This window comes from Sodalis sp. dw_96 (assembly GCF_018449575.1).
Taxonomy (GTDB): domain Bacteria; phylum Pseudomonadota; class Gammaproteobacteria; order Enterobacterales; family Enterobacteriaceae; genus Acerihabitans.
Window position 1 is genome coordinate 51,547 of the sequence record NZ_JAAVUT010000020.1, and the last position, 20,189, is coordinate 71,735.

At 54.7% G+C, this 20,189-nt stretch carries 14 protein-coding genes; 10 read left to right on the top strand and 4 right to left on the bottom strand.

Annotated features, from left to right (window positions below):
• Nucleotides 1-83 precede the first annotated feature (83 nt).
• Complete coding sequence (gene mrcA, locus HB631_RS21780; protein ID WP_213993270.1) at nucleotides 84-2,615, top strand: peptidoglycan glycosyltransferase/peptidoglycan DD-transpeptidase MrcA; 2,532 nt, start codon at nucleotides 84-86, stop codon at nucleotides 2,613-2,615.
• 344 nt (nucleotides 2,616-2,959) lie between these two features.
• On the opposite strand, the gene nudE is transcribed toward mrcA, so the two are convergent.
• Entirely contained in the window at nucleotides 2,960-3,517 is a 558-nt protein-coding gene (nudE, locus tag HB631_RS21785; RefSeq protein ID WP_213993271.1) for an ADP compounds hydrolase NudE, read from the bottom strand.
• Between the two features lie 472 nt (nucleotides 3,518-3,989).
• Between nudE and HB631_RS21790 the strand changes: the two genes are divergently transcribed.
• The 5 genes from HB631_RS21790 (at nucleotide 3,990) to pckA (ending at nucleotide 10,079) form a co-directional block, all read left to right on the top strand.
• Nucleotides 3,990-6,113, top strand: coding sequence for an IgaA/UmoB family intracellular growth attenuator (locus HB631_RS21790; protein WP_213993272.1), 2,124 nt, complete (start codon nucleotides 3,990-3,992; stop codon nucleotides 6,111-6,113).
• A gap of 109 nt (nucleotides 6,114-6,222) precedes the next feature.
• The gene (yrfG, locus tag HB631_RS21795) at nucleotides 6,223-6,912 is read left to right on the top strand and encodes a GMP/IMP nucleotidase (RefSeq protein WP_213993273.1); all 690 of its coding nucleotides are present in this window, start codon (nucleotides 6,223-6,225) and stop codon (nucleotides 6,910-6,912) included.
• A gap of 15 nt (nucleotides 6,913-6,927) precedes the next feature.
• A complete protein-coding gene (gene hslR, locus HB631_RS21800) occupies nucleotides 6,928-7,350 on the top strand; it encodes a ribosome-associated heat shock protein Hsp15 (RefSeq protein ID WP_213993314.1) in 423 nt (140 codons plus the stop codon).
• Between the two features lie 29 nt (nucleotides 7,351-7,379).
• A complete protein-coding gene (gene hslO, locus HB631_RS21805) occupies nucleotides 7,380-8,258 on the top strand; it encodes an Hsp33 family molecular chaperone HslO (protein WP_213993274.1) in 879 nt (292 codons plus the stop codon).
• A 201-nt stretch (nucleotides 8,259-8,459) separates the two neighbouring features.
• On the top strand, nucleotides 8,460-10,079 hold the full coding sequence (gene pckA, locus HB631_RS21810) for a phosphoenolpyruvate carboxykinase (ATP) (RefSeq protein WP_213993275.1): 1,620 nt from the start codon (nucleotides 8,460-8,462) through the stop codon (nucleotides 10,077-10,079).
• A 236-nt stretch (nucleotides 10,080-10,315) separates the two neighbouring features.
• On the opposite strand, the gene envZ is transcribed toward pckA, so the two are convergent.
• The 3 genes from envZ to greB form a co-directional block, all read right to left on the bottom strand.
• The gene (gene envZ, locus HB631_RS21815; protein WP_213993276.1) at nucleotides 10,316-11,683 is read right to left on the bottom strand and encodes a two-component system sensor histidine kinase EnvZ; all 1,368 of its coding nucleotides are present in this window, start codon (nucleotides 11,681-11,683) and stop codon (nucleotides 10,316-10,318) included.
• On the bottom strand, nucleotides 11,680-12,399 hold the full coding sequence (ompR, locus tag HB631_RS21820) for a two-component system response regulator OmpR (RefSeq protein ID WP_003853014.1): 720 nt from the start codon (nucleotides 12,397-12,399) through the stop codon (nucleotides 11,680-11,682). Before ompR ends, envZ begins: the two co-directional genes overlap by 4 nt.
• A 415-nt stretch (nucleotides 12,400-12,814) precedes the next feature.
• Nucleotides 12,815-13,297 (bottom strand): transcription elongation factor GreB, encoded by a 483-nt coding sequence (gene greB, locus HB631_RS21825; protein ID WP_213993315.1) that lies wholly within the window; start codon nucleotides 13,295-13,297, stop codon nucleotides 12,815-12,817.
• A 220-nt stretch (nucleotides 13,298-13,517) separates the two neighbouring features.
• Between greB and HB631_RS21830 the strand changes: the two genes are divergently transcribed.
• From HB631_RS21830 to HB631_RS21845, 4 genes are all read left to right on the top strand, one after another.
• Nucleotides 13,518-15,839: a Tex family protein gene (locus tag HB631_RS21830; RefSeq protein WP_213993316.1), complete on the top strand. Its 2,322-nt coding sequence runs from the start codon at nucleotides 13,518-13,520 to the stop codon at nucleotides 15,837-15,839.
• 1,390 nt (nucleotides 15,840-17,229) lie between these two features.
• On the top strand, nucleotides 17,230-17,454 hold the full coding sequence (gene feoA / locus HB631_RS21835; protein WP_213993277.1) for a ferrous iron transporter A: 225 nt from the start codon (nucleotides 17,230-17,232) through the stop codon (nucleotides 17,452-17,454).
• 128 nt (nucleotides 17,455-17,582) lie between these two features.
• Complete coding sequence (gene feoB, locus HB631_RS21840; RefSeq protein WP_213993278.1) at nucleotides 17,583-19,907, top strand: Fe(2+) transporter permease subunit FeoB; 2,325 nt, start codon at nucleotides 17,583-17,585, stop codon at nucleotides 19,905-19,907.
• A gap of 2 nt (nucleotides 19,908-19,909) precedes the next feature.
• Nucleotides 19,910-20,146 carry a FeoC-like transcriptional regulator gene (locus HB631_RS21845; protein WP_213993279.1) on the top strand — a complete coding sequence of 79 codons (237 nt, stop codon included), beginning with the start codon at nucleotides 19,910-19,912 and terminating at the stop codon, nucleotides 20,144-20,146.
• Nucleotides 20,147-20,189 lie beyond the last annotated feature (43 nt).

Sequence of the window (20,189 nt, forward strand, 5' to 3'; positions counted from 1 at the left end):
CGTATCCAACGTGCAGGCTTACCTTTATACTAGCGCGCGGTTGTTTATAAACTGCCCAAACGACATGAAATGGGAAATCTCAGGTGAAGTTCGTAAAATATTTATTAATCTTTGTAGTGTGTTGCATCTTGTTGGGAGCCGCCTCGATATTCGGCATGTACAAATACATTGAGCCGCAGTTGCCTGATGTCGCGACCCTGAAAGATGTACGACTGCAAACCCCGATGCAGGTCTATAGCGCGGACGGCGAATTGATGGCGCAGTTCGGCGAAAAACGCCGGATTCCCTTGCGGCTCGATCAGATCCCCCCCGATCTGGTACATGCCTTCGTCGCGACCGAGGACAGCCGCTTTTATGAACATCACGGTGTGGATCCGGTGGGCATTATGCGAGCCGCCTCCATAGCCCTGATGTCCGGTCACGCCACGCAAGGCGCCAGCACCATCACCCAGCAACTGGCGCGTAACTTCTTTTTGAGTCCGGAACGGACGTTGATCCGCAAGATCAAAGAAGCCTTTCTCGCCATTCGCATCGAGCAGTTGCTGACAAAAGACGAAATCATCGAGTTGTATCTGAATAAAATCTATCTCGGCTATCGCGCTTATGGCGTCGGCGCGGCCGCCCAGGTCTATTTCGGCAAAGATGTCGGTCAACTCAGCCTGGCTGAAATGGCGGTGATAGCCGGCTTGCCCAAAGCGCCCTCCACGTTCAATCCGCTGTTTTCCCACGATCGGGCCTTGGCGCGACGCAATTTTGTCTTGTCCCGCATGCTGGACGAGAAGTACATCACCCGCGATCAGTTCGAGCAGGCCCGCAACACGCCGCTGGTAGCCAACTATCATGCCCCTCAGATGAGCTTCTCGGCACCTTATGTCGCTGAAATGGTGCGGCAGGACATGCTGAAACGCTATGGGGACAATGCCTATACCGACGGTTACAAGGTCTACACCACCATCACCAAAAAACTTCAGTTGGCGGCGCAGGACGCGGTAAGGAATAACGTCATTGATTACGATATGCGGCACGGCTATCGGGGCCCAAGCAATGTTTTGTGGAAAATCGGCGCAACGCCCTGGGATCAAAAGCGCATTAGCGGCAGTTTGAAATCGCTGCCGGTCTACGGCCCGCTGCTGCCGGCGGTGGTTACCCAGGCTGACGCCGGGCAGGCCACCGCCATGTTGTCGGACGGCAGTAATGTCGAGTTGACCATGGCCGGCATACATTGGGCGCGCCCGTACAGAACCGACAGGCTACAGGGCGCGGTGCCGAGAAAAGTCACCGATACGGTTCAAGCCGGTCAACAGATCTGGGTGCGCAAGGTGAATAATGATTGGTGGCTGGCGCAGTTGCCGGACGTCAATTCGGCCTTGGTGTCGATAGATCCCTCCAGCGGCGCGGTAAAGGCCCTGGTGGGTGGTTTCGATTTCAACCAGAGCAAATTCAACCGGGCAACCCAGGCGCTGCGGCAGGTGGGTTCCAATATCAAACCCTTCCTGTACACCGCCGCCCTGGACAAGGGGCTGACCTTGGCCACCATCTTGAACGACGCGCCTATTTCCCGCTGGGACGCCGGCGCCGGCGCCGACTGGCGGCCGAAGAACTCTCCCCCCACCTATGACGGTCCGATTCGCCTGCGCCAGGGCCTGGGACAATCTAAAAACGTCGTCATGGTGCGCGCCATGCGCGCCATGGGCGTGGACTATGCCGCCGAGTACCTGCAACGCTTCGGTTTCCCGCCGCAGAACATCGTGCATACCGAATCGCTGGCATTGGGTTCCGCCTCGTTTACCCCGTTGCAAATGGTGCGGGGCTACGCGGTGCTGGCAAACGGCGGATATTTGGTAGACCCCTACCTGACCGCCAAAATCGAAGACGATTCGGGTAAGGTCCTGTTCGAGGCCAAACCGAAGACGGTGTGCGATACCTGCAATTTGCCGGTGATTTACGGCGATACCAATAGATCGGCGGTTTTATCCGATGACGACATGGAAAATGTCGCGGTATCACACCAGCCCGGCAATAACGCCGCCGTCCCCATGCCGCAGTTGGAAAACGTTTCCCCCGCCCAGGCCGCCGCGGATGGCGAGCAGCAATATGCCCCCCACGTCATCAGTACTCCGCTGGCCTTCCTGATTCATGACGCCCTCAACAGCAACATCTTCGGCGAACCGGGCTGGCAAGGTACCGGCTGGCGCGCCGGGCGTGATTTGAAACGCCATGATATCGGCGGTAAAACCGGCACCACCAACAGTTCGAAAGATGCTTGGTTCTCCGGTTACGGTCCTCAGACGGTGACCTCGGTATGGATAGGTTTCGACGATCATCGCCGCGATCTGGGCCGAAGTCCATCCGGCGGTGAAGGCGGGGCGCAAAGCGCCCAGCCGGCCTGGGATGATTTTATGAAAGTCGCGTTGGACGGCATTCCGGAACAGAAGATCACGCCGCCACAGGGCATCGTCACCGTCAGCATCGACAAGAGCAGCGGTAAATTATCCGATGGGGGCGGCAACAGCCGCGAAGAGTATTTTATCGACGGCACGCAGCCAAAGGATAAAGTGGTGCATGAAGTGGGCACCACGCTGATGGATAACGGCGAGTCCCACGAACTGTTCTGATGGCGGGCCAGGCCCGCTGCACGCGGGGCTGGAAGCGTGCGTGTTAAGGGAGACCGTGCTGATGGGGTCGAAGCGGGCGTGGTTTTTCCGCCCGCCGGAGCGCCCCACAGCATGGTATGCCCGCTACCACCAAAGCTTAAACCGTGCCCGGTCGGGACAGAATGCTAGATCGTAAACACGCCGTGAATACGTCCATGTAGGCTCGATCCGCGCCGTCCTGGCGCGGACGGTTAACTCCTCTATCATTCTGTCCCGCCTCTTTGACTCCGGACTCGTTTGTTAGCAGTGAAACTTTGGACCCAACAATGCCCGCCAAGGGGTGAAAGCGCCGAAGGCCGGCCGTTCTATTTCTGATTCTGGATAAGCCACGCATGGGCCAGAAACAGCGCGCTGACGTTGCGGGCTTCGCGAAAATCCGGCTCGTTCAGCAGGTCCATCATGGTGGCGATGGGCCAGCGCACCTGGGGCAGAGGTTCGGGTTCGTCGCCCTGGCGCCGCTGCGGGTAAAGATCCTGCGCCACCAGGATATTCATCCGGCTGGAAAAATAGGAGGGCGCCATGGTGAGTTTGGTCAGGATATCCATTCGGCCGGCGCCGAAACCCACCTCCTCCATCAACTCCCGGTTGGCCGCGGTGAGGATATCTTCGCCGGGGTCAATCAGTCCCTTGGGAAAACCCAGCTCATAGTCTTCTATCGCCACGGCATATTCGCGAATCAGCACTATATGTGAGTCGATCACCGGCACAATCATCACCGCCTCGCGATCCGAAGGCTGCATCCTTTCATAAATCCTTCGCGCCCCGTTGCTGAACTCGAGATCAACGGATTCAACATTAAACAACCGGGACTGCGCGATAGTTTCGACTTTATGTATTTTTGGTTTTTGCAGATGCTTATCCATAGTTATCCCGGAGTCAACGAAGTGCATGGCACAGCATAACCGCCCGCGCGGCGAAACAACAGATGAAGACGAGGATGGTCTGTTTCCGGCGCCGGATGTTGACGGTGTTAACGTTAGCAGGTTTTAAGGCTTGATCGCATTGTGCATTAATGAGAACCTTCGCCGCAACCGCCAACAGCGACTCCGCTCATTTTCTCGCCATTAACCGGAACATTCAGCAACTCATTGTTATCAGGTGGCAAGCGAAAAAAATTATAGAGATTAAAATAGGAAAATACCGATATATCAGGGGAGAATGGATTGTTAACCTGTACTAAGTATTGATACTCGTCCTGTTTCGTTCCTGCGCGGTTTATCAATCAAGGGATCGAATGTTTCGTTGTCGAAGGTGGACGCTCCCGGAACAGCGCCAGCTTGATACGTATCATATTCTCGATGTGTCGTAAATTTTTCGTGTATCGATGGGGATGGCATGAGCACAATAGCATTTGTATTGTCCGTACTGTTTACCTGTGCGATCGCGGTTCTTGCTTATCGGCTTTATCGCAAACGACTTCTCCCCGCAGCCATCAAGCGTCTGCCGTTCCTGCAGCCGATCCCGCGTAAACTGACCGCGGAAGAACGCGCGGCCATAGAACGCTATTTTCAGCAGAATGAACATTTGCAGAGTTCCCCGCTGGCGCCGGCCCAGGCGGTGGAATCCCTGGCTTTAACACCGCAAAGTGAAAATATTTATGCGGCTACCCATGCCATTACCCGCTACGGCCTGGTCACCGACGCGCCGCATACCTGGCGGTATTATCTCGACAGCACGGAAATTCACCTGCCCCCGTTATGGGAACAATATATCGCCGAAGAGAATCATGTCGAGCTGATCAAAACCGCCGGCATCCCGCTGGTCATTGCCCTAAACGGGCATTCGCTGGTGGACTATGTCTACGCGCCGCAAGCCGCGAATCCGCCGCAAATGGTGCCGAACTCCTCCATGCGCGAGCAGGAAAACGAACAGGTCGAATTGCTGAATATCCGCAAGGAGACGCCGCAGGAGCAGGCGATAAACCACCCGTCGGGGATTCGTGAAGCCGCCATGGTCAGCGCGGCGCTGCTGCTGCTGTTCACCAGCCTGCTGGCGCCGGTGATGGCCGTGCCCTGGCTGGCGGCCATCGCCGGCCTGTTGATTGTTTGGTGCGTCTGGATGCTGTTCCGTCCGCCGTCGCAGCGTACCAGACTCGACATCCATTGCCTGCGGGGCACCCCGAAACGCTGGGGACTGTTCGGCGAATCCGATCGCAACCGCCTCGCAACCATTTCGCTGGGCATCATCGATTTGACTTATCCACCTCATTGGCTGCCTTTTATCGACCATGATTTGGGTAAAAAAACCGACGTGGACATTTACATCAATCGCCAGGTGGTACGCCAGGGCCGGTTTCTTTCACTCCATGATGAAATGGTGAATTTCCCGGTTCAGCGCTGGGGAAAAAACCTGGTATTGTTCTGCAGCTCCATGCTTGTGCTGTGCCTGCTGCTGGCCTACGTCCCGCTCTCCCTGCCGCTGACGATGAGCATGGCCTGGCTGAAGGGGGCGCAGAATGTCCAGGCCACTGACGCCAATACCCTCGAAGCGGCGCCGTTGCGTATCGGCGATACATTGAAGGTGCAGGGGACCGGCATGTGTTTTGTGGATACCTCCCTTACCACCGCGCCGAAAAATCCGTTCCTGCCCTTTGATTGTTCGAGCATTTACTGGAATAACGCCGTACCTTTGCCCACCCCTGAATCGGATACCGTGGACAAGGCTATGGCGTTGCTCAATACCGTCGACAACCAGCTTCATCCGGAATTGAACTCCGATCCGAAAATAAATCCCGTACTGGCGAACGCTATCCAGAAATCCGGCATGATCCTGTTGGACGATTTCGCCGACATCATTTTGAAGACCCAGGATCTCTGCCGCGACGATGCCGCCTGCGCACGGCTCAAAACCGCCCTGGTCAATCTGGCCAACGGCCGGGACTGGCCGTCGGTGGTCAGGCGCGCCCGCGGCGGTACGTTAAAGGGGGTCAATGTATTATTGCGGCCGGTGAGTGCCGAAACCCTTGAGAATCTGGTGAACGCCGCCACCGGGTCGTTCTTCGCCAGCGAAACCCGCCTGGCCACCAACGCCCTTAATAGCCCTCCCCCCGGAGGGGTGCTAATCAGCAGCGATGAGGGCAGGCTGCTGGTGGATCATCCGCTGCCGGTAAATTCATTATATGATTACACCGGCCTGGCCCAATGGCGGGAGTTGCAGCGCCTCTCGTCCATGCTGCTGCATACGCCTTTTCGCGCGCAGGGGGTCATTACCAATATCAGCGTGGATGTCAACGGCACCCGGCACATCGCCCTGCACAGTGAACCGGATGTCATTACCGTATGGCGTTACCTGGGCACTACCCTATTGCTATTGCTGGTCATTATCAGCGCGCTGGTGAATGTCTGCCTGACGGCGCTGCGCCTGCTGAAAAGCCGCCATCGCGGCCAGGATATACAGCGTTATTATGAAAGCTGCTTTAATCCTGATTTACCCAATGTCACGCTGAAGACACTGCCGTAGTCCGCGGCGGCAGGATGGGCTGAAAATATATGCTACCCTAATGGACAGGCCCGCCTTAGCGCGGGCATTCAAATTTTGCTTATCGCCACCCACCATCCCTGGAGTACGCATGTCATCTGCTATCAATTGGCATCAGATAGATACTGTTATTCTTGATATGGACGGCACCTTGCTGGACCTGGCTTTCGACAATCTTTTCTGGCTGCGGCTGGTGCCGGAATGCCTGAGCAAACAGCGGGGCATCTCTTCAAAGCAGGCCCAGGCGCTGATTCAGCAAGAATACCAAGCGGTGCGGCACACCCTCAATTGGTACTGCTTCGATTACTGGAGCCAACGTCTGGATCTGGACATTCACGCCATGACCGTTGAACTGGGCCATCAGGTACGTCTGCGGGAGGATACGCTGCCCCTGCTCACCGCGCTGCGTCGCCATGGTTTGAAAACTATTTTGCTCACCAATGCCCATCCCAAGGGGCTGGCGGTGAAAGTCGCCCATACCGGACTGGACCGGCACCTTGATTTATTACTTTCTACCCATACATTTGGTTATCCCAAGGAAGATCAGCGTTTGTGGCAACAGGTGCAGCGGCATACCGGTTTTGACCCGGCGCGATCCCTTTTTATCGATGACAGCGAGACCATACTTGATGCGGCGCTGACCTTTGGCATTCGTTATTGCCTCGGCGTCAGCAATCCCGATTCCGGCGTGGCGCCGCAAATTTTCCAGCGCCATCCCGCGCTGGACGACTACCGAACCCAATTGCCCGCCTTGGCGCAAGCTTATGCCGGGACGGAGTAGTGATGCGGAGGCATGATGAAAAATAAGGACCATCAGGAACAGGACCCGGATGAAAGTATTCGGCTCGATAAATGGCTGTGGGCGGCCCGGTTTTATAAAACCCGCGCCATAGCCCGTGAGATGGTGGAGGGCGGCAAGGTTCATTACAACGGGCAGCGGACCAAACCCAGTAAGATTATGGAAAGCGGTGCGGAAATCACGCTCCGCCAGGGTGACGATGAGCGGACGGTGGTAGCGCTGACGCTGACGCTGCAGCGCCGTTCGGCCAGTGAAGCGCAGCAGCTTTATATGGAAACGCAGGCAAGCGTGGCGAAGCGGGAAAAACTGGCCGCGGCAAGAAAGATAAACGCACAGAATGTGACCCATCCGGACCGGCGCCCGGACAAAAAAGAGCGCCGCAACCTGATCAAATTCAAATATGGTGGGCCGGGGGAATAAACCGGCCACCTCCGGTAAAAGAGACGATTATGGCCATTCAAGACCAGCTACACCGTTATTTGTTTGAGAATTATGCCGTCCGGGGTGAACTGGTTTCATTGCATGATACCTTCCGGCAGGTCCTCGGGCAGCATGAATACCCGCCACGCGTGAAAAATTTGCTCGGGGAAATGCTGGTGGCCACCAGCCTGCTCACCGCAACGTTAAAGTTCAAGGGAGAAATCACCGTGCAATTACAGGGAGACGGTCCGCTGCGCCTGGCGGTGATCAATGGCGACCATGAGCAGCATATGCGCGGCGTGGCGCGTATCGACGGCGCCATCGACGATAACAGCACCCTGCATCAGATGGTGGGCAACGGTTATCTGGTCATCACGCTGACGCCGGACGAAGGGGAACGTTATCAAGGCGTAGTGGGGCTGGAGGGGGAACACCTGGCCGATTGCCTGGAAAATTACTTTTTGCAATCCGAACAGCTGTTGACCCGGCTGTTTATCCGCACCGGCATCCATAACGGCGACGTGGCCGCCGCCGGCATGCTGCTGCAAGTGCTGCCGGCGCAAAACGCCAGCGAGGAAGATTTTGAACATCTGACACAGCTGACCGCCACCGTAAAAGCAGAAGAACTGTTCAATTTGCCGGCGAACGAAGTATTATTTCGGCTCTATCATCAGGACGAAGTGACGCTTTATCCGGCGCAGGAAGTGAGCTTCCGCTGTACCTGCTCACGCCAACGATGTGCTGACGCCTTGCTGACGCTGCCGGAACACGACCTACAAGAGATGCTGGTTCAAGATGGCAAAATAGATATGCATTGCGATTTTTGCGGCAGCCTTTATCGCTTCGACGCGGACGATATCAAAACACTTAAGCAAGGCGCTGACGGCTCTGACGTGCAATTGCACTGACGGGGGATAATTCTGGCCTGCAGAAATCCATACAGATTAACCTGCTGATATTACCCCAAGCTGAAGCAGAATTTATGCGTCAGCACACAAATCAGTGTAAAGACTGCTGACTTAGGTTATTCCTTGACCCACCTCTCAGTGATGGGCTAATTAAACCTTACAATCTCAGTAGGCATTAATCGAAAGCTAAGGAGTCGTCAGATGGCAAGTTATGGTATCAGTGCGCATGACCTTGTCGGATATGGCATCACCGACTGTAGTGAGTTGATTTATAACCCGGGCTTTGCGCAATTATTCCAGGAAGAGACAGATCCTTCCCTGGAAGGGTTCGAGCGTGGCACCGTGACCCAGTCCGGAGCAGTAGCTGTGGATACCGGCATATTTACCGGACGTTCGCCGAAAGATAAATATTTGGTACGTGATGACGTTACCCGCGATACGGTCTGGTGGTCGGATCAGGGTAAAGGTAATAACGACAATCACCCGTTACGTCAGGAAACCTGGAGCGAGCTTAAACAGCTCGTGGCTAAACAGCTTTCCGGCAAACGTCTGTTTGTTGTGGACACGTTTTGCGGCGCCAATGAAAATACCCGGTTGAAGGTACGGTTTATTACCGAAGTGGCCTGGCAGGCGCATTTCGTTAAGAACATGTTTATCCGTCCCACAAAAGAAGAACTGGTGGATTTTAAACCGGATTTCGTCGTGATGAACGGCGCCAAATGCACCAATCCGGATTGGCAAAAACAGGGCATGCATTCGGAAAACTTTGTTGCGTTCAATTTAACCGAACGGATGCAGCTGATTGGCGGCACCTGGTACGGCGGCGAAATGAAAAAAGGTATGTTCTCCATCATGAACTACCTGCTGCCGCTGCAAGGCATCGCCTCCATGCATTGCTCCGCCAATGTCGGCGCCGATGATGATGTAGCGATATTCTTCGGTCTGTCCGGCACCGGCAAAACCACCCTTTCCACCGATCCGCAACGGCGGCTCATCGGCGACGATGAGCATGGCTGGGATGACGACGGGGTCTTCAATTTTGAAGGCGGTTGTTATGCCAAGACCATCCATCTTTCCGACGAAGCCGAACCGGAAATCTATCAGGCCATTCGCCGCGACGCCCTGTTGGAAAACGTGGTGGTCCGTGCCGACGGCAGTGTGGATTACGATGACGGCAGCAAAACCGAAAACACCCGGGTTTCCTATCCTATCTACCATATTGAAAATATCGTTAAACCTGTTTCCAAAGCCGGCCATGCGTCCAAGGTGATCTTCCTCACCGCCGATGCTTTCGGGGTTTTGCCCCCGGTATCGCGGCTGACCGTTGAACAGGCGCAGTACCATTTCCTGTCAGGGTTCACCGCCAAATTGGCCGGTACGGAACGGGGAATCACTGCCCCAACGCCGACATTCTCAGCCTGCTTCGGCGCGGCGTTCTTATCCCTGCATCCTACAAAATATGCCGAAGTCCTGGCAAAACGCATGAGCGCCGTAGGTGCCAAGGCTTATTTAGTGAATACCGGCTGGAACGGCACCGGCAAACGTATTTCCATAAAAGCGACCCGAGCCATTATCAACGCCATATTAAGCGGTGATATTGACGATGAAGAAACCATTACATTGCCGATATTCAATCTGGCCGTGCCGATGAAGCTTGCCGGAGTGGACAGCAATATCCTCGATCCTCGCAAGACCTATGAGGATCCAGCTGAATGGCAGGGAAAAGCCGAGGATCTGGCTCGCCGCTTTACCACCAACTTTGATAAATACACCGATACCCCGGCAGGAGAGGCACTGGTAAAAGCCGGGCCGGCATTTTAAAACGTCCTTATGCCGGTAACCGTGGAATGATGCCTGCAAGTCGTTATTCCAGTTGATATCGGCACAGGGCGGTGGCTTTCAGGGATGAGAGCCACCCGGCCGGTTAACGGCGCATCCAGATAATACCCTGTAGCAATCCGCCCTTTATCATCAGAGACGCTGTCCTCGATAATAAAGGGCTTTTTTATGGGATCCCGCTGATAACAGCATTGAGCATGACTGCGGTTATGCGACTCTCAGCTCACCTTCAGCATGGCGGTACCCGCGGCATGATCCGTGGCGTTTACCGGCAATGGCAAATAGGCGCGTATCCGTAATCCGCCCCGCTCGCTGCTGCCAATCTCCAGCGTGCCGGTGTGAGCATCCACAATGCGCTGTACTATCGCCAGGCCCAATCCGGTACCGCTGGTACTACGGGCGCTATCGCCGCGGACAAAGGGTTGGAACAGGTATTTCAGCTGGGAAGGCTCAATGCCCGGACCGTCGTCTTCCACTTCAAACCAGACCCGCAGGGCCTCTTTGCCGCTGTTGACCTTGATCCAGCCGTTACCGTAGCGCGCGGCGTTGACCACCATATTCACCGCCGCCCGTTTGATGGATAACGGATTCACGTTCACCATCAGCTCGCCGTCAAACAGACTGGTTTCGATAATACGTTCATAACCGCTTTCGGCGGCCACCACTTCCGTCAGGATAGCGTTGAGATCGGCCATTTCGGTCTGCATCTCCTGCCCGGTACGCAGGTAATCGATAAACTGCTCGATAATGGCATTGCATTCCTCGATATCTTTATTGATGGACTCCGCCAGATAACCGTCTTCGGCGCTCATCATTTCGGTGGCCAGTCGGATACGCGTCAGCGGCGTCCGCAAATCATGGCTGACGCCGGCCATCAGCAGCGTTCGATCATCCGCCAGCATCTTCACGCCGGAGGTCATTTGATTAAAAGCCCGGGTGACCGAGCGCACCTCGGAGGCGCCGTATTCGCGCAGCGGCGGCGGGATAAGTCCCTTTCCCACCTGCAGCGCGGCATGTTCCAAATCCACCAGCGGCCGGTTTTGCATACGAATAAACAGCCAGGCGCCCCCTATGGCCAACAGCATAATAGCCAGGGTGTAGCGGAACAGGGGTGAAAAATCGCCCTGATGAATTTCCGTTAACGGGATGCGTACCCAAATATCCGGCGACAGCCAGGTTTTCAACCAGACCACCGGCGAATTTTTCGTCACTTCCACCCGCACATCGGTGGGCCCGCCAAGCTGCTGCGCCATCTGCTGGCTCAGGAACTCGTAATGCTGCGCCCAGCGCAGTCCGCTCTCTTCCGCCGCCGCCTTGGTATAAAGGGAAATACCCAGTTCACGGTAAATTTCGCGCCGAAACGCCGGGGGGACCTCCAGCAGCGTACCGTCCTCAAGTTGCAGACGGTCGGTCATCAACATCCTGACTTCATAGGCCAGGACCTTATTAAATTGCTGCAAACTGGGCAGAATGGCGAAATTCAAGACCACAAGGTAGGTCGTCACCAGGCTGACGAACAGCAAGGTAACGATTAACAACAAACTGCGGGCAAACGAGCTGCGCGGAGAGAAGCGCCATCGCCTCATGCTTTACTGCCGTCCGGCACAAATACGTAGCCCAAACCCCATACGGTCTGGATATAACGCGGGTGGGCGGGATCTTCCTCAACCATGCGGCGCAGGCGGGAAATCTGTACATCGATGGAACGCTCCATGGCGCTGTATTCGCGGCCACGGGCCAGATTCATCAGTTTATCGCGAGATAGCGGCTCGCGGGGATGACTCACCAATGCTTTAAGCACCGCGAACTCACCGCTGGTGAGCGGCATGGGTTCGTCCTCGCGAAACATTTCGCGGGTGCCGAGATTCAGTTTGAATTTGCCGAAGGCGATAATTGCCTCTTCCTGAGAAGGCGCGCCGGGTAATTCATTGGCCTGACGCCGCAGGACCGCGCGGATACGGGCCAGCAATTCACGTGGATTAAACGGCTTGGGAATATAGTCGTCGGCGCCGATCTCCAAACCGACAATTCTGTCCACTTCTTCGCCTTTTGCCGTGACCATGATGATCGGCATCGGGTTGCTTTGGCTGCGCAGACGCCGGCAAATGGATAAACCGTCTTCTCCGGGCAACATCAGATCGAGCACCATCAGGTGAAACGACTCGCGGGTCAGCAAACGGTCCATTTGCTCCGCATTGGCGACGCTGCGCACCTGAAAACCCTGCTCGGTCAAATACCGCTCCAGTAATGCCCGCAAACGCATATCATCGTCCACGACCAGAATTTTGTAATTCTCTTGCATTGTCTCTCTCCCAAAGGCGATACGCCCGTAAGCGTATTGTTCAGAAACCCGTAAGGCACGGACAGCGGTTTCAGGTGTATATTCTAAGCAAAATTGTTACAAAGCATATGGAAATACGTAGTTATCCACACTTTGAGCCTCAAAAACGCCTTTCAGGCATTAATCACCCGAAAACCTTTGGGCCTTATCCACATTTTTCTCTCTCTTTGGATATCAACTGGCCGGGACAGCATAGAACGCCGGAATGATAAATATTATCCACTATTATCCATCAATTCCCTACCCAGGCTCACACCTCGGTCAATAACGAATTCACCGACATTCGCTTTACCTGGCGACACCCGCTGCGGCTATAAAGTTATTGTGCGCCGATTCGCAAATTTAAGAACCTGTTTCCCGGTTAAATAATCCTGAATCATTCCGGGCGCGGCTGATAAGAAATGGCGGTCACATACCAGGTCTTCGGCCCATTGGGGGTTTGCACCACCGCTTCGTCATCCACCGCTTTTTTGATTAATGCCCGCGCCATGGGGGAATCGATGGAAATATAGGATTTATGTTTGAAAATTTCATCAGGCCCGACGATGCGAAAACCGATCCGCTCCCCCTGCTCATTTTCCACCTCCACCCAGGCGCCGAAGAAAACCTTGCCCTCTTGCTGCGGCGAGTAATCCACCACTCGCGCCTCTTTCAATACCTTACGCAGGTAACGTACCCGCCTGTCGATTTCCCGCAGAATCTTTTTATTGTAATGATAATCGGCATTTTCACTGCGATCCCCCAGGCTGGCGGCCCAGGAGACTTTTTCGGTGATTTCGGGCCGGTAGCGCTTCCACAGGTGGTCCAATTCCGCCTGTAATTCCTGGTAGCCCTGACGGGTAATAAGGTTCGTTTTCATCATGACCTTTTAACGTAAGGATTATTGCCGGACGATATACCCTAGATGCAACTTGACGTATGACGGGTATGAAATATATCACAGACCGCGGCCTTCGGTGAGGCGCCACTATCAAACCGACGTCGCCGGATACTCGCCCGGCTGGCATTTTGCTCACGCAATCCGTATAACTGTCCACTGCATAAGTTACCTATAACGTGATGACGACCGAAACAGTATGATGAATGAACCCCTGAATCGCCTTATCGCCGCTGAGTTAAAGGCGCGTCCGGAACAAGTAGACGCCGCGATCCGCCTGCTTGATGAAGGAAATACCGTCCCTTTCATCGCCCGTTACCGTAAAGAGGTAACCGGCGGCCTGGACGATACTCAGTTACGCCAATTGGAAACCCGCCTCGGTTACCTGCGGGAACTGGAGGATCGACGTCAGACTATTCTGAAATCCATCGACGAACAGGGTAAATTGACCGAACCCCTGGCGGCGTCAATTAACGCGACGCTGAGCAAAACCGAGTTGGAAGATCTCTACCTGCCATACAAACTCAAACGGCGCACCCGCGGGCAAATCGCCATCGAGGCGGGGTTGGAACCCTTGGCCGAACTGTTATGGCGGGATCCCACCCAACAGCCGGAAATCGTGGCGGCGGCCTATGTGAACGCCGAAAAAGGCGTGGCCGACGTCAAAGCCGCCCTGGACGGGGCGCGGTATATCCTGATGGAACGTTTTGCCGAGGATGCCGCCCTGCTGGCCAAAATCCGCCATTATCTGTGGAAAAATGCCCACCTGGAAGCGCGGGTTATGGACGGCAAGGAAGAAGAAGGGGCGAAATTCCGCGACTATTTCTCTCATCAGGAACCTTTGTCTCAGGTCCCTTCACATCGCGCGCTGGCCATGTTCCGCGGTCGCAATGAAGGCATATTGCAGATTTCACTCAATGCCGATCCCCACAGCGACGAGCCGCCCCGGGAAAGTCATTGCGAACAGATGATTATCGATCATTTGCAGCTGCGCCTGAATCAGGCGCCGGGAGATGCCTGGCGCAAAAGCGTGGTTAACTGGACCTGGCGCATTAAAATCCTGCTGCACCTGGAAACCGAACTGCTGGGCACTATCCGGGAGAAGGCAGAAGAAGAGGCCATCCAGGTGTTCGCCCGCAATATGCACGACCTGATGATGGCCGCGCCGGCCGGTTTGCGCCCCACCATGGGACTGGATCCGGGCTTACGCACCGGAGTAAAAGTGGCTGTGGTGGACGATACCGGCAAGCTGGTGGCCACCGATACCATCTATCCCCATACCGGGCAGACGGCGAAGGCCGCTGCCGCCGTGGCGGCACTATGCGTTAAGCACCGGGTGGAGCTGGTGGCCATCGGCAACGGCACCGCCTCCCGTGAAACCGAGCGTTTCTTTGCCCAGGTTAAAGAGCAGTTTCCTGCCGTCACGGCGCAAAAAGTCATTGTCAGCGAGGCGGGAGCGTCGGTCTATTCCGCATCGGAACTGGCGGCGCTGGAATTCCCGGATCTGGATGTGTCGCTGCGCGGCGCGGTGTCCATTGCCCGTCGCCTGCAGGATCCCCTGGCGGAGCTGGTGAAAATCGACCCGAAATCCATCGGTGTGGGCCAATATCAGCATGATGTCAGCCAAAGCCTGCTGGCGAAAAAACTGGATACGGTAGTGGAAGACTGCGTGAATGCCGTCGGGGTCGATTTGAATACCGCCTCGGTGCCTTTGCTGACCCGGGTTGCCGGGCTGACCCGGATGATGGCGCAAAATATCGTCAACTGGCGGGATGAAAACGGCCGGTTCCGCGATCGCAATCAATTGCTGAAGATCGGTCGCCTGGGGCCGAAAGCCTTCGAACAGTGCGCAGGTTTTTTACGCATCAATCACGGCGATAATCCGCTGGATGCCTCCACGGTGCACCCGGAAAGCTATCCGGTGGTGGAACGCATTCTTCAGGCGATACAGCTCCCCCTAAAGGACGTCATGGGTAACGGCAATGCCCTGCGCACCCTGGACCCGGTACGTTTTACCGACCAACGGGTGGGGCTGCCCACGGTGACCGATATTCTTAAGGAGCTTGAAAAACCCGGGCGCGACCCGCGGCCTGAATTCAAGACCGCCACCTTCGCCGAAGGGGTGGAAACCATGAATGACCTAACCCTGGGCATGATACTTGAAGGCACCGTCACCAATGTTACCAATTTCGGCGCTTTTGTGGATATCGGCGTCCATCAGGACGGCCTGGTGCATATCTCCTCACTGGCGACGCATTACGTCGACGATCCCCATAAAGTGGTCAAAGCCGGTGATATCGTCAAGGTCAAGGTCATGGATGTGGACCTCCAGCGCAAACGCATCGCCCTGACCATGCGTTTGGACGAGCAGCCGGGGGAAACAGCCAGCCGCCGCGACAGCGGCGATAAGCGGCGCGATGCCCCGGCCCGACCGGCGGCGAAAAACCGCCAGGGCAGCGCCTCCGCCGCCGGCAACAGCGCCATGGGCGACGCGTTGGCCGCCGCGTTGGGTAAAAAGCGCTGAAATAGCATGCCCTGAATATGGGATACACCGGCCGGCGTACTGAATTAAAATCGATTTTATTTTTGAGAGCTTAAACTGGCTGATTGTAATCTCCAGAAACTAAAAAAGGCAGAGGGTGGTTAACCTTCTGCCTTTATTCAGTTCCTTCAATCCCTACGGACGTCCGGTCAGTTGCTTGACGGCAACGATTATCTGCAAGATAACGTGAATAATATTCAGCGTCACCACAACAGTATTCAGACTAATCACTGAGGCTGCTCCTATTTATGGCAGAGCGCCACGCGTCGCTTATGCCTTTGGGTGTCCCTCGCGACGAGTATCCGTGCTAATAGAGACATGCGGCACTCTGTGGGCGGAGGCAGATCAGACAGCACCACCTGTTTCTGATTGGGTAAACTTGCAGGACAATAATTCAACCACGCCATAGAGGACCACATTCGTATAACTATTAGCCCGCCGATTATAAATTTCTTATCTGAAACGGACCGTCACATTAGGTTGACGATATCGTCAGAAATGCTAAAATCTCCAAGTGCTAATAGTTACATGCGGCGTTGCTTCAAAGTGACCACCAATCCCGGCGAAGCAAAATAAAATAACCTGGCTTACCAAGCCGGGTTTTTTTATTCCCTTTCCCCCTTTCACAAAGGGGAATCTTCGCTGATTTCCTGGATGTCCGTTAGTGTTGGATCGTTTGTTCCGAACTTATACGTTCTCACGGTAATGAGCGTGCCTCCAATCACCCCTGAACCCAAGGTTACAAAACTGATATTTTCGTTATCGTCCTTTGGTAAGATTTATACCCGATAATTTTATACGTCACGCTTCCCCTTACAGAGATCATTTCTTCGTTGTTAGAAACATCAATGAAGGATCATATCCAAGCATAGTTTTACCTTTGCCGATTTTTTTTAATTTTCCACATCTTCATCGTTCAGGTAAAAATGACTTATTGAATCTTGGCTGCCTCTACCAATACCGGCACAGCCATAACCCTTTTGCACTGGTTGCATTATTGTCGAGACGGCTCGCATCTCATCCAAACAGGAATGAATTAAAATATGCCGGTAGTTATAATTAATAAGTTCATCAATCATTAGAAAGCTAAAATTACCACTTCATTATTTAATTAATCCCCACGATATATGACTTATTAACCTCAAATGAACATCCTGTATCCTATCCATTCAAGAATATTTTTTATTTGCAAATGAATCTCATTGGTGTTAAAAACACTGCCATTCTATGGCCTTCTTTTCTATAATCCATGGCATGAATGAATAGGCTGATATTATAGTCTTAGAAATAAATTACATAATTAATATTAAGTATATTATCCAATTCATAACAGCTTGCTGTTGGACATCCTTTTCATGAGAAAGAAGGTTACATGCACCTTATCCCACGTCAAAACTATACCATCACCGGCTACACCAGCAACATCAGCCTGGCCTTCCGGCAAAAACTTTTTTCCCTTGGCATGCTGCCCGGCAGCTCCTTTCGCGTAATCCGCATTGCCCCGTTAGGCGATCCTATTCAAATTGAAATACGCCGCACACAAATAGCGTTACGTAAAAAAGATTTTACCCAGATTATATTTGATGATGAATGCTGATTCCTTGTTTTATGAATATATTTCTTTATGAAGGCATTTTTTATGAAGACAATCTTTTATGAATAAAATGTATCACTCCACCCCGCATTTTTATCTTAGCCCAGTCTTATTACGGAAGCCCGCTGGATATGAACAAGCTTACCATCGGCCTGATTGGCAACCCCAATGCCGGAAAAACCACGTTATTCAATCAATTGACCGGCAGCCGCCAGCGCGTGGGCAATTGGGCCGGGGTGACGGTGGAACGCATGGAAGGCGAATTTATAGTCGACGGACAACAGGTCCAGCTGATTGATCTGCCCGGCACCTATTCTTTAACCACCCTGTCAGCGCAAACTTCCCTGGATGAGCAAATAGCCTGCCATTTTATTCTCGGCCGGGAAGCCGATCTGTTGATTAACGTGCTGGACGCCTCAAATCTGGAACGCAATCTCTATCTGACCCTGCAAATCCTCGAATCGGGGATGCCCTGTATACTGGCGCTGAACATGCTGGATATCGCCCGCAGTCAGCGGGTCCATATCGATATTCACGCGTTGTCGCGGCGGCTTGGGTGCCCGGTGGTGCAGTTAGTCTCCACCCGGGGCACCGGCATTGACGCGTTGAAAAAGGCCATTACGGGCGCGGTCAACCTCACCCCCCCGCTTCCGGTGGTCTATCCGGCGGCCATTACCGAGGCGTTAGACCTTTTAATACCCCGTTTGCCGGCCAGTGCCGACAGGGATCCGCGATATTGGCTGGCGCTGCAAATACTTGAAGGGGATATACACTGTTGTGCCCGGGCCGGGGTTAACCGTCACCACCTGGAAATCATTCGCGACGAGCTCGACCTGTCGCTTGGGGATGAACCGGCACTGATAATCGCCGATGCCCGCTATGGCGAAATTGGCCGGATATGCCAGTCGGTGAGCCGCGGACATCAGGCCGAAGCCGACCGGGGCAGCCATCGACTGGATGGGCTGGCGCTGAATCGCTGGCTCGGGATACCGTTTTTCTTCCTGGTGATGTATCTGATGTTTTTCATGGCCATCAATGTCGGCGGAGCCTTCAAACCGTTCTTCGAACTGGGCTCGGCGGCGCTGTTTATCGACGGCGCGCAGTGGCTGGGGCACACCCTGGATTTCCCCTATTGGCTTACCCGGCTGCTGGCGCAGGGCATCGGCTGCGGCATCAATACGCTACTGCCGTTAATCCCGCAAATCGGCATGATGTATCTGTTTCTGTCGTTTCTTGAAGAGACCGGTTATATGGCCCGCGCCGCCTTCGTCATGGATCGGATGATGTTGGCCCTCGGCCTGCCTGGCAAATCCTTCGTGCCGCTGATCGTGGGTTTCGGCTGTAATGTGCCGGCGGTCATGGCCGCCCGCACCCTGGATGGCCACCGCGAGCGGCTGATGACTATCATGATGGCGCCATTCATGTCCTGTGGCGCCCGCCTGGCCATCTTTGCGGTATTTGCCGCGGCGTTTTTCGGACAGCATGGAACGCTGGCGGTCTTTTCACTCTATTTGCTGGGTATCGCCGTGGCTATCCTCACCGGCCTGATGCTGAAACTCACCATTATGCGCGGCGAGGCAACGCCCTTCATCATGGAGCTGCCGGTCTACCATGTTCCTCATATCAAAAGCCTGCTAACGCAAACCTGGCAACGGTTGAAAATGTTTCTGCTGGGGGCGGGCAAAGTGATTATCGCCGCCGGTATTTTTATCGGCATGTTGAGCAGTTTCACCCTGCGCGGCACGGCGGCGGATACGATTAATAGCTCGGCGCTGGCGTCGCTGGGCAAGTCAATGACTCCCATTCTGGCACCCATGGGGGTAGCGCCGGATAATTGGCAGGCCACGGTGGGATTGATGAGCGGCGTGTTGGCCAAGGAGGTGGTCGTGGGCACCTTGAATCAGCTTTACACCGCGGAAAACATGGCCGAGGCGTCATTCGATGCGGATGAATACGATCTATTGGCCCTGTTGACCGGCGCGGTGACGCAGACCCGGCAACAACTGCTTGAAACCCTGAGCCTGAGCACCCTTTCCAACCCCATTGAAGCCAGTAAAGGCGATGGGGAAATGAGCGGCGGCGCCATGGGGATCATGAGCGAAAAATTCGGCGGCGCCGTGGCCGCCTACAGCTATCTGATCTTTGTCCTGCTCTATGTACCCTGCGTTTCCGTCATGGGCGCCATCTCGCGGGAGAGCAATCGCGGCTGGATGAGCCTGTCGGTGTTCTGGGGCATTAACGTCGCCTATTCATTGGCGACCCTGTTTTACCAAGGAGCGACTTTTGCCGCCCACCCGGCACAGAGTATGATGGCCATCCTGCTGGTATTAACAGCGAACGCGCTGTTTATCTTCGCACTATACCTGCTGCGCCACCGTTTTGCCCTGTCACTGGCCCGTACCGAACCTGACCGGCGCCATACGGCTTCCGGCCAGTGCTGCCATCAGGGCGAATAATCATGGGCAGCCTGCTGCAATTACGTGACGCCCTGGCGCTGCGGGGACAGGCCGACACCGCCCAGCTAAGCGCCCAGTTGAATCTTTCCGTCGCCTTGACACAAGCCATGCTGGAGCGGCTGGTAAGCATGGGCCAGGCGGAGCGTATCGCCGCTGCCGGCGGCACAGGTTGCAAACATTGCCCGCAGAGCCGGAAATGTCGCACCGAGACCTATCGTCTGCTGACCCCTGAACGTTAAGCCACGGGATCGGACTGCTCCGCAAATCAGTCATCTCGTTAAC

What these genes read in the sequence shown, in the direction of transcription:
- hslO (WP_213993274.1), top strand. Translation starts at nt 7,380, where the DNA reads ATGGCCATTCAAGACCAGCTACACCGTTATTTGTTTGAGAATTATGCC.
- envZ (WP_213993276.1), bottom strand. Translation starts at nt 11,683, where the DNA reads ATGAGGCGATGGCGCTTCTCTCCGCGCAGCTCGTTTGCCCGCAGTTTG.
- feoA (WP_213993277.1), top strand. Translation starts at nt 17,230, where the DNA reads ATGCACCTTATCCCACGTCAAAACTATACCATCACCGGCTACACCAGC.
- hslR (WP_213993314.1), top strand. Translation starts at nt 6,928, where the DNA reads ATGAAAAATAAGGACCATCAGGAACAGGACCCGGATGAAAGTATTCGG.
- yrfG (WP_213993273.1), top strand. Translation starts at nt 6,223, where the DNA reads ATGTCATCTGCTATCAATTGGCATCAGATAGATACTGTTATTCTTGAT.
- feoB (WP_213993278.1), top strand. Translation starts at nt 17,583, where the DNA reads ATGAACAAGCTTACCATCGGCCTGATTGGCAACCCCAATGCCGGAAAA.
- HB631_RS21790 (WP_213993272.1), top strand. Translation starts at nt 3,990, where the DNA reads ATGAGCACAATAGCATTTGTATTGTCCGTACTGTTTACCTGTGCGATC.
- HB631_RS21845 (WP_213993279.1), top strand. Translation starts at nt 19,910, where the DNA reads ATGGGCAGCCTGCTGCAATTACGTGACGCCCTGGCGCTGCGGGGACAG.
- greB (WP_213993315.1), bottom strand. Translation starts at nt 13,297, where the DNA reads ATGAAAACGAACCTTATTACCCGTCAGGGCTACCAGGAATTACAGGCG.
- nudE (WP_213993271.1), bottom strand. Translation starts at nt 3,517, where the DNA reads ATGGATAAGCATCTGCAAAAACCAAAAATACATAAAGTCGAAACTATC.
- HB631_RS21830 (WP_213993316.1), top strand. Translation starts at nt 13,518, where the DNA reads ATGAATGAACCCCTGAATCGCCTTATCGCCGCTGAGTTAAAGGCGCGT.
- pckA (WP_213993275.1), top strand. Translation starts at nt 8,460, where the DNA reads ATGGCAAGTTATGGTATCAGTGCGCATGACCTTGTCGGATATGGCATC.
- ompR (WP_003853014.1), bottom strand. Translation starts at nt 12,399, where the DNA reads ATGCAAGAGAATTACAAAATTCTGGTCGTGGACGATGATATGCGTTTG.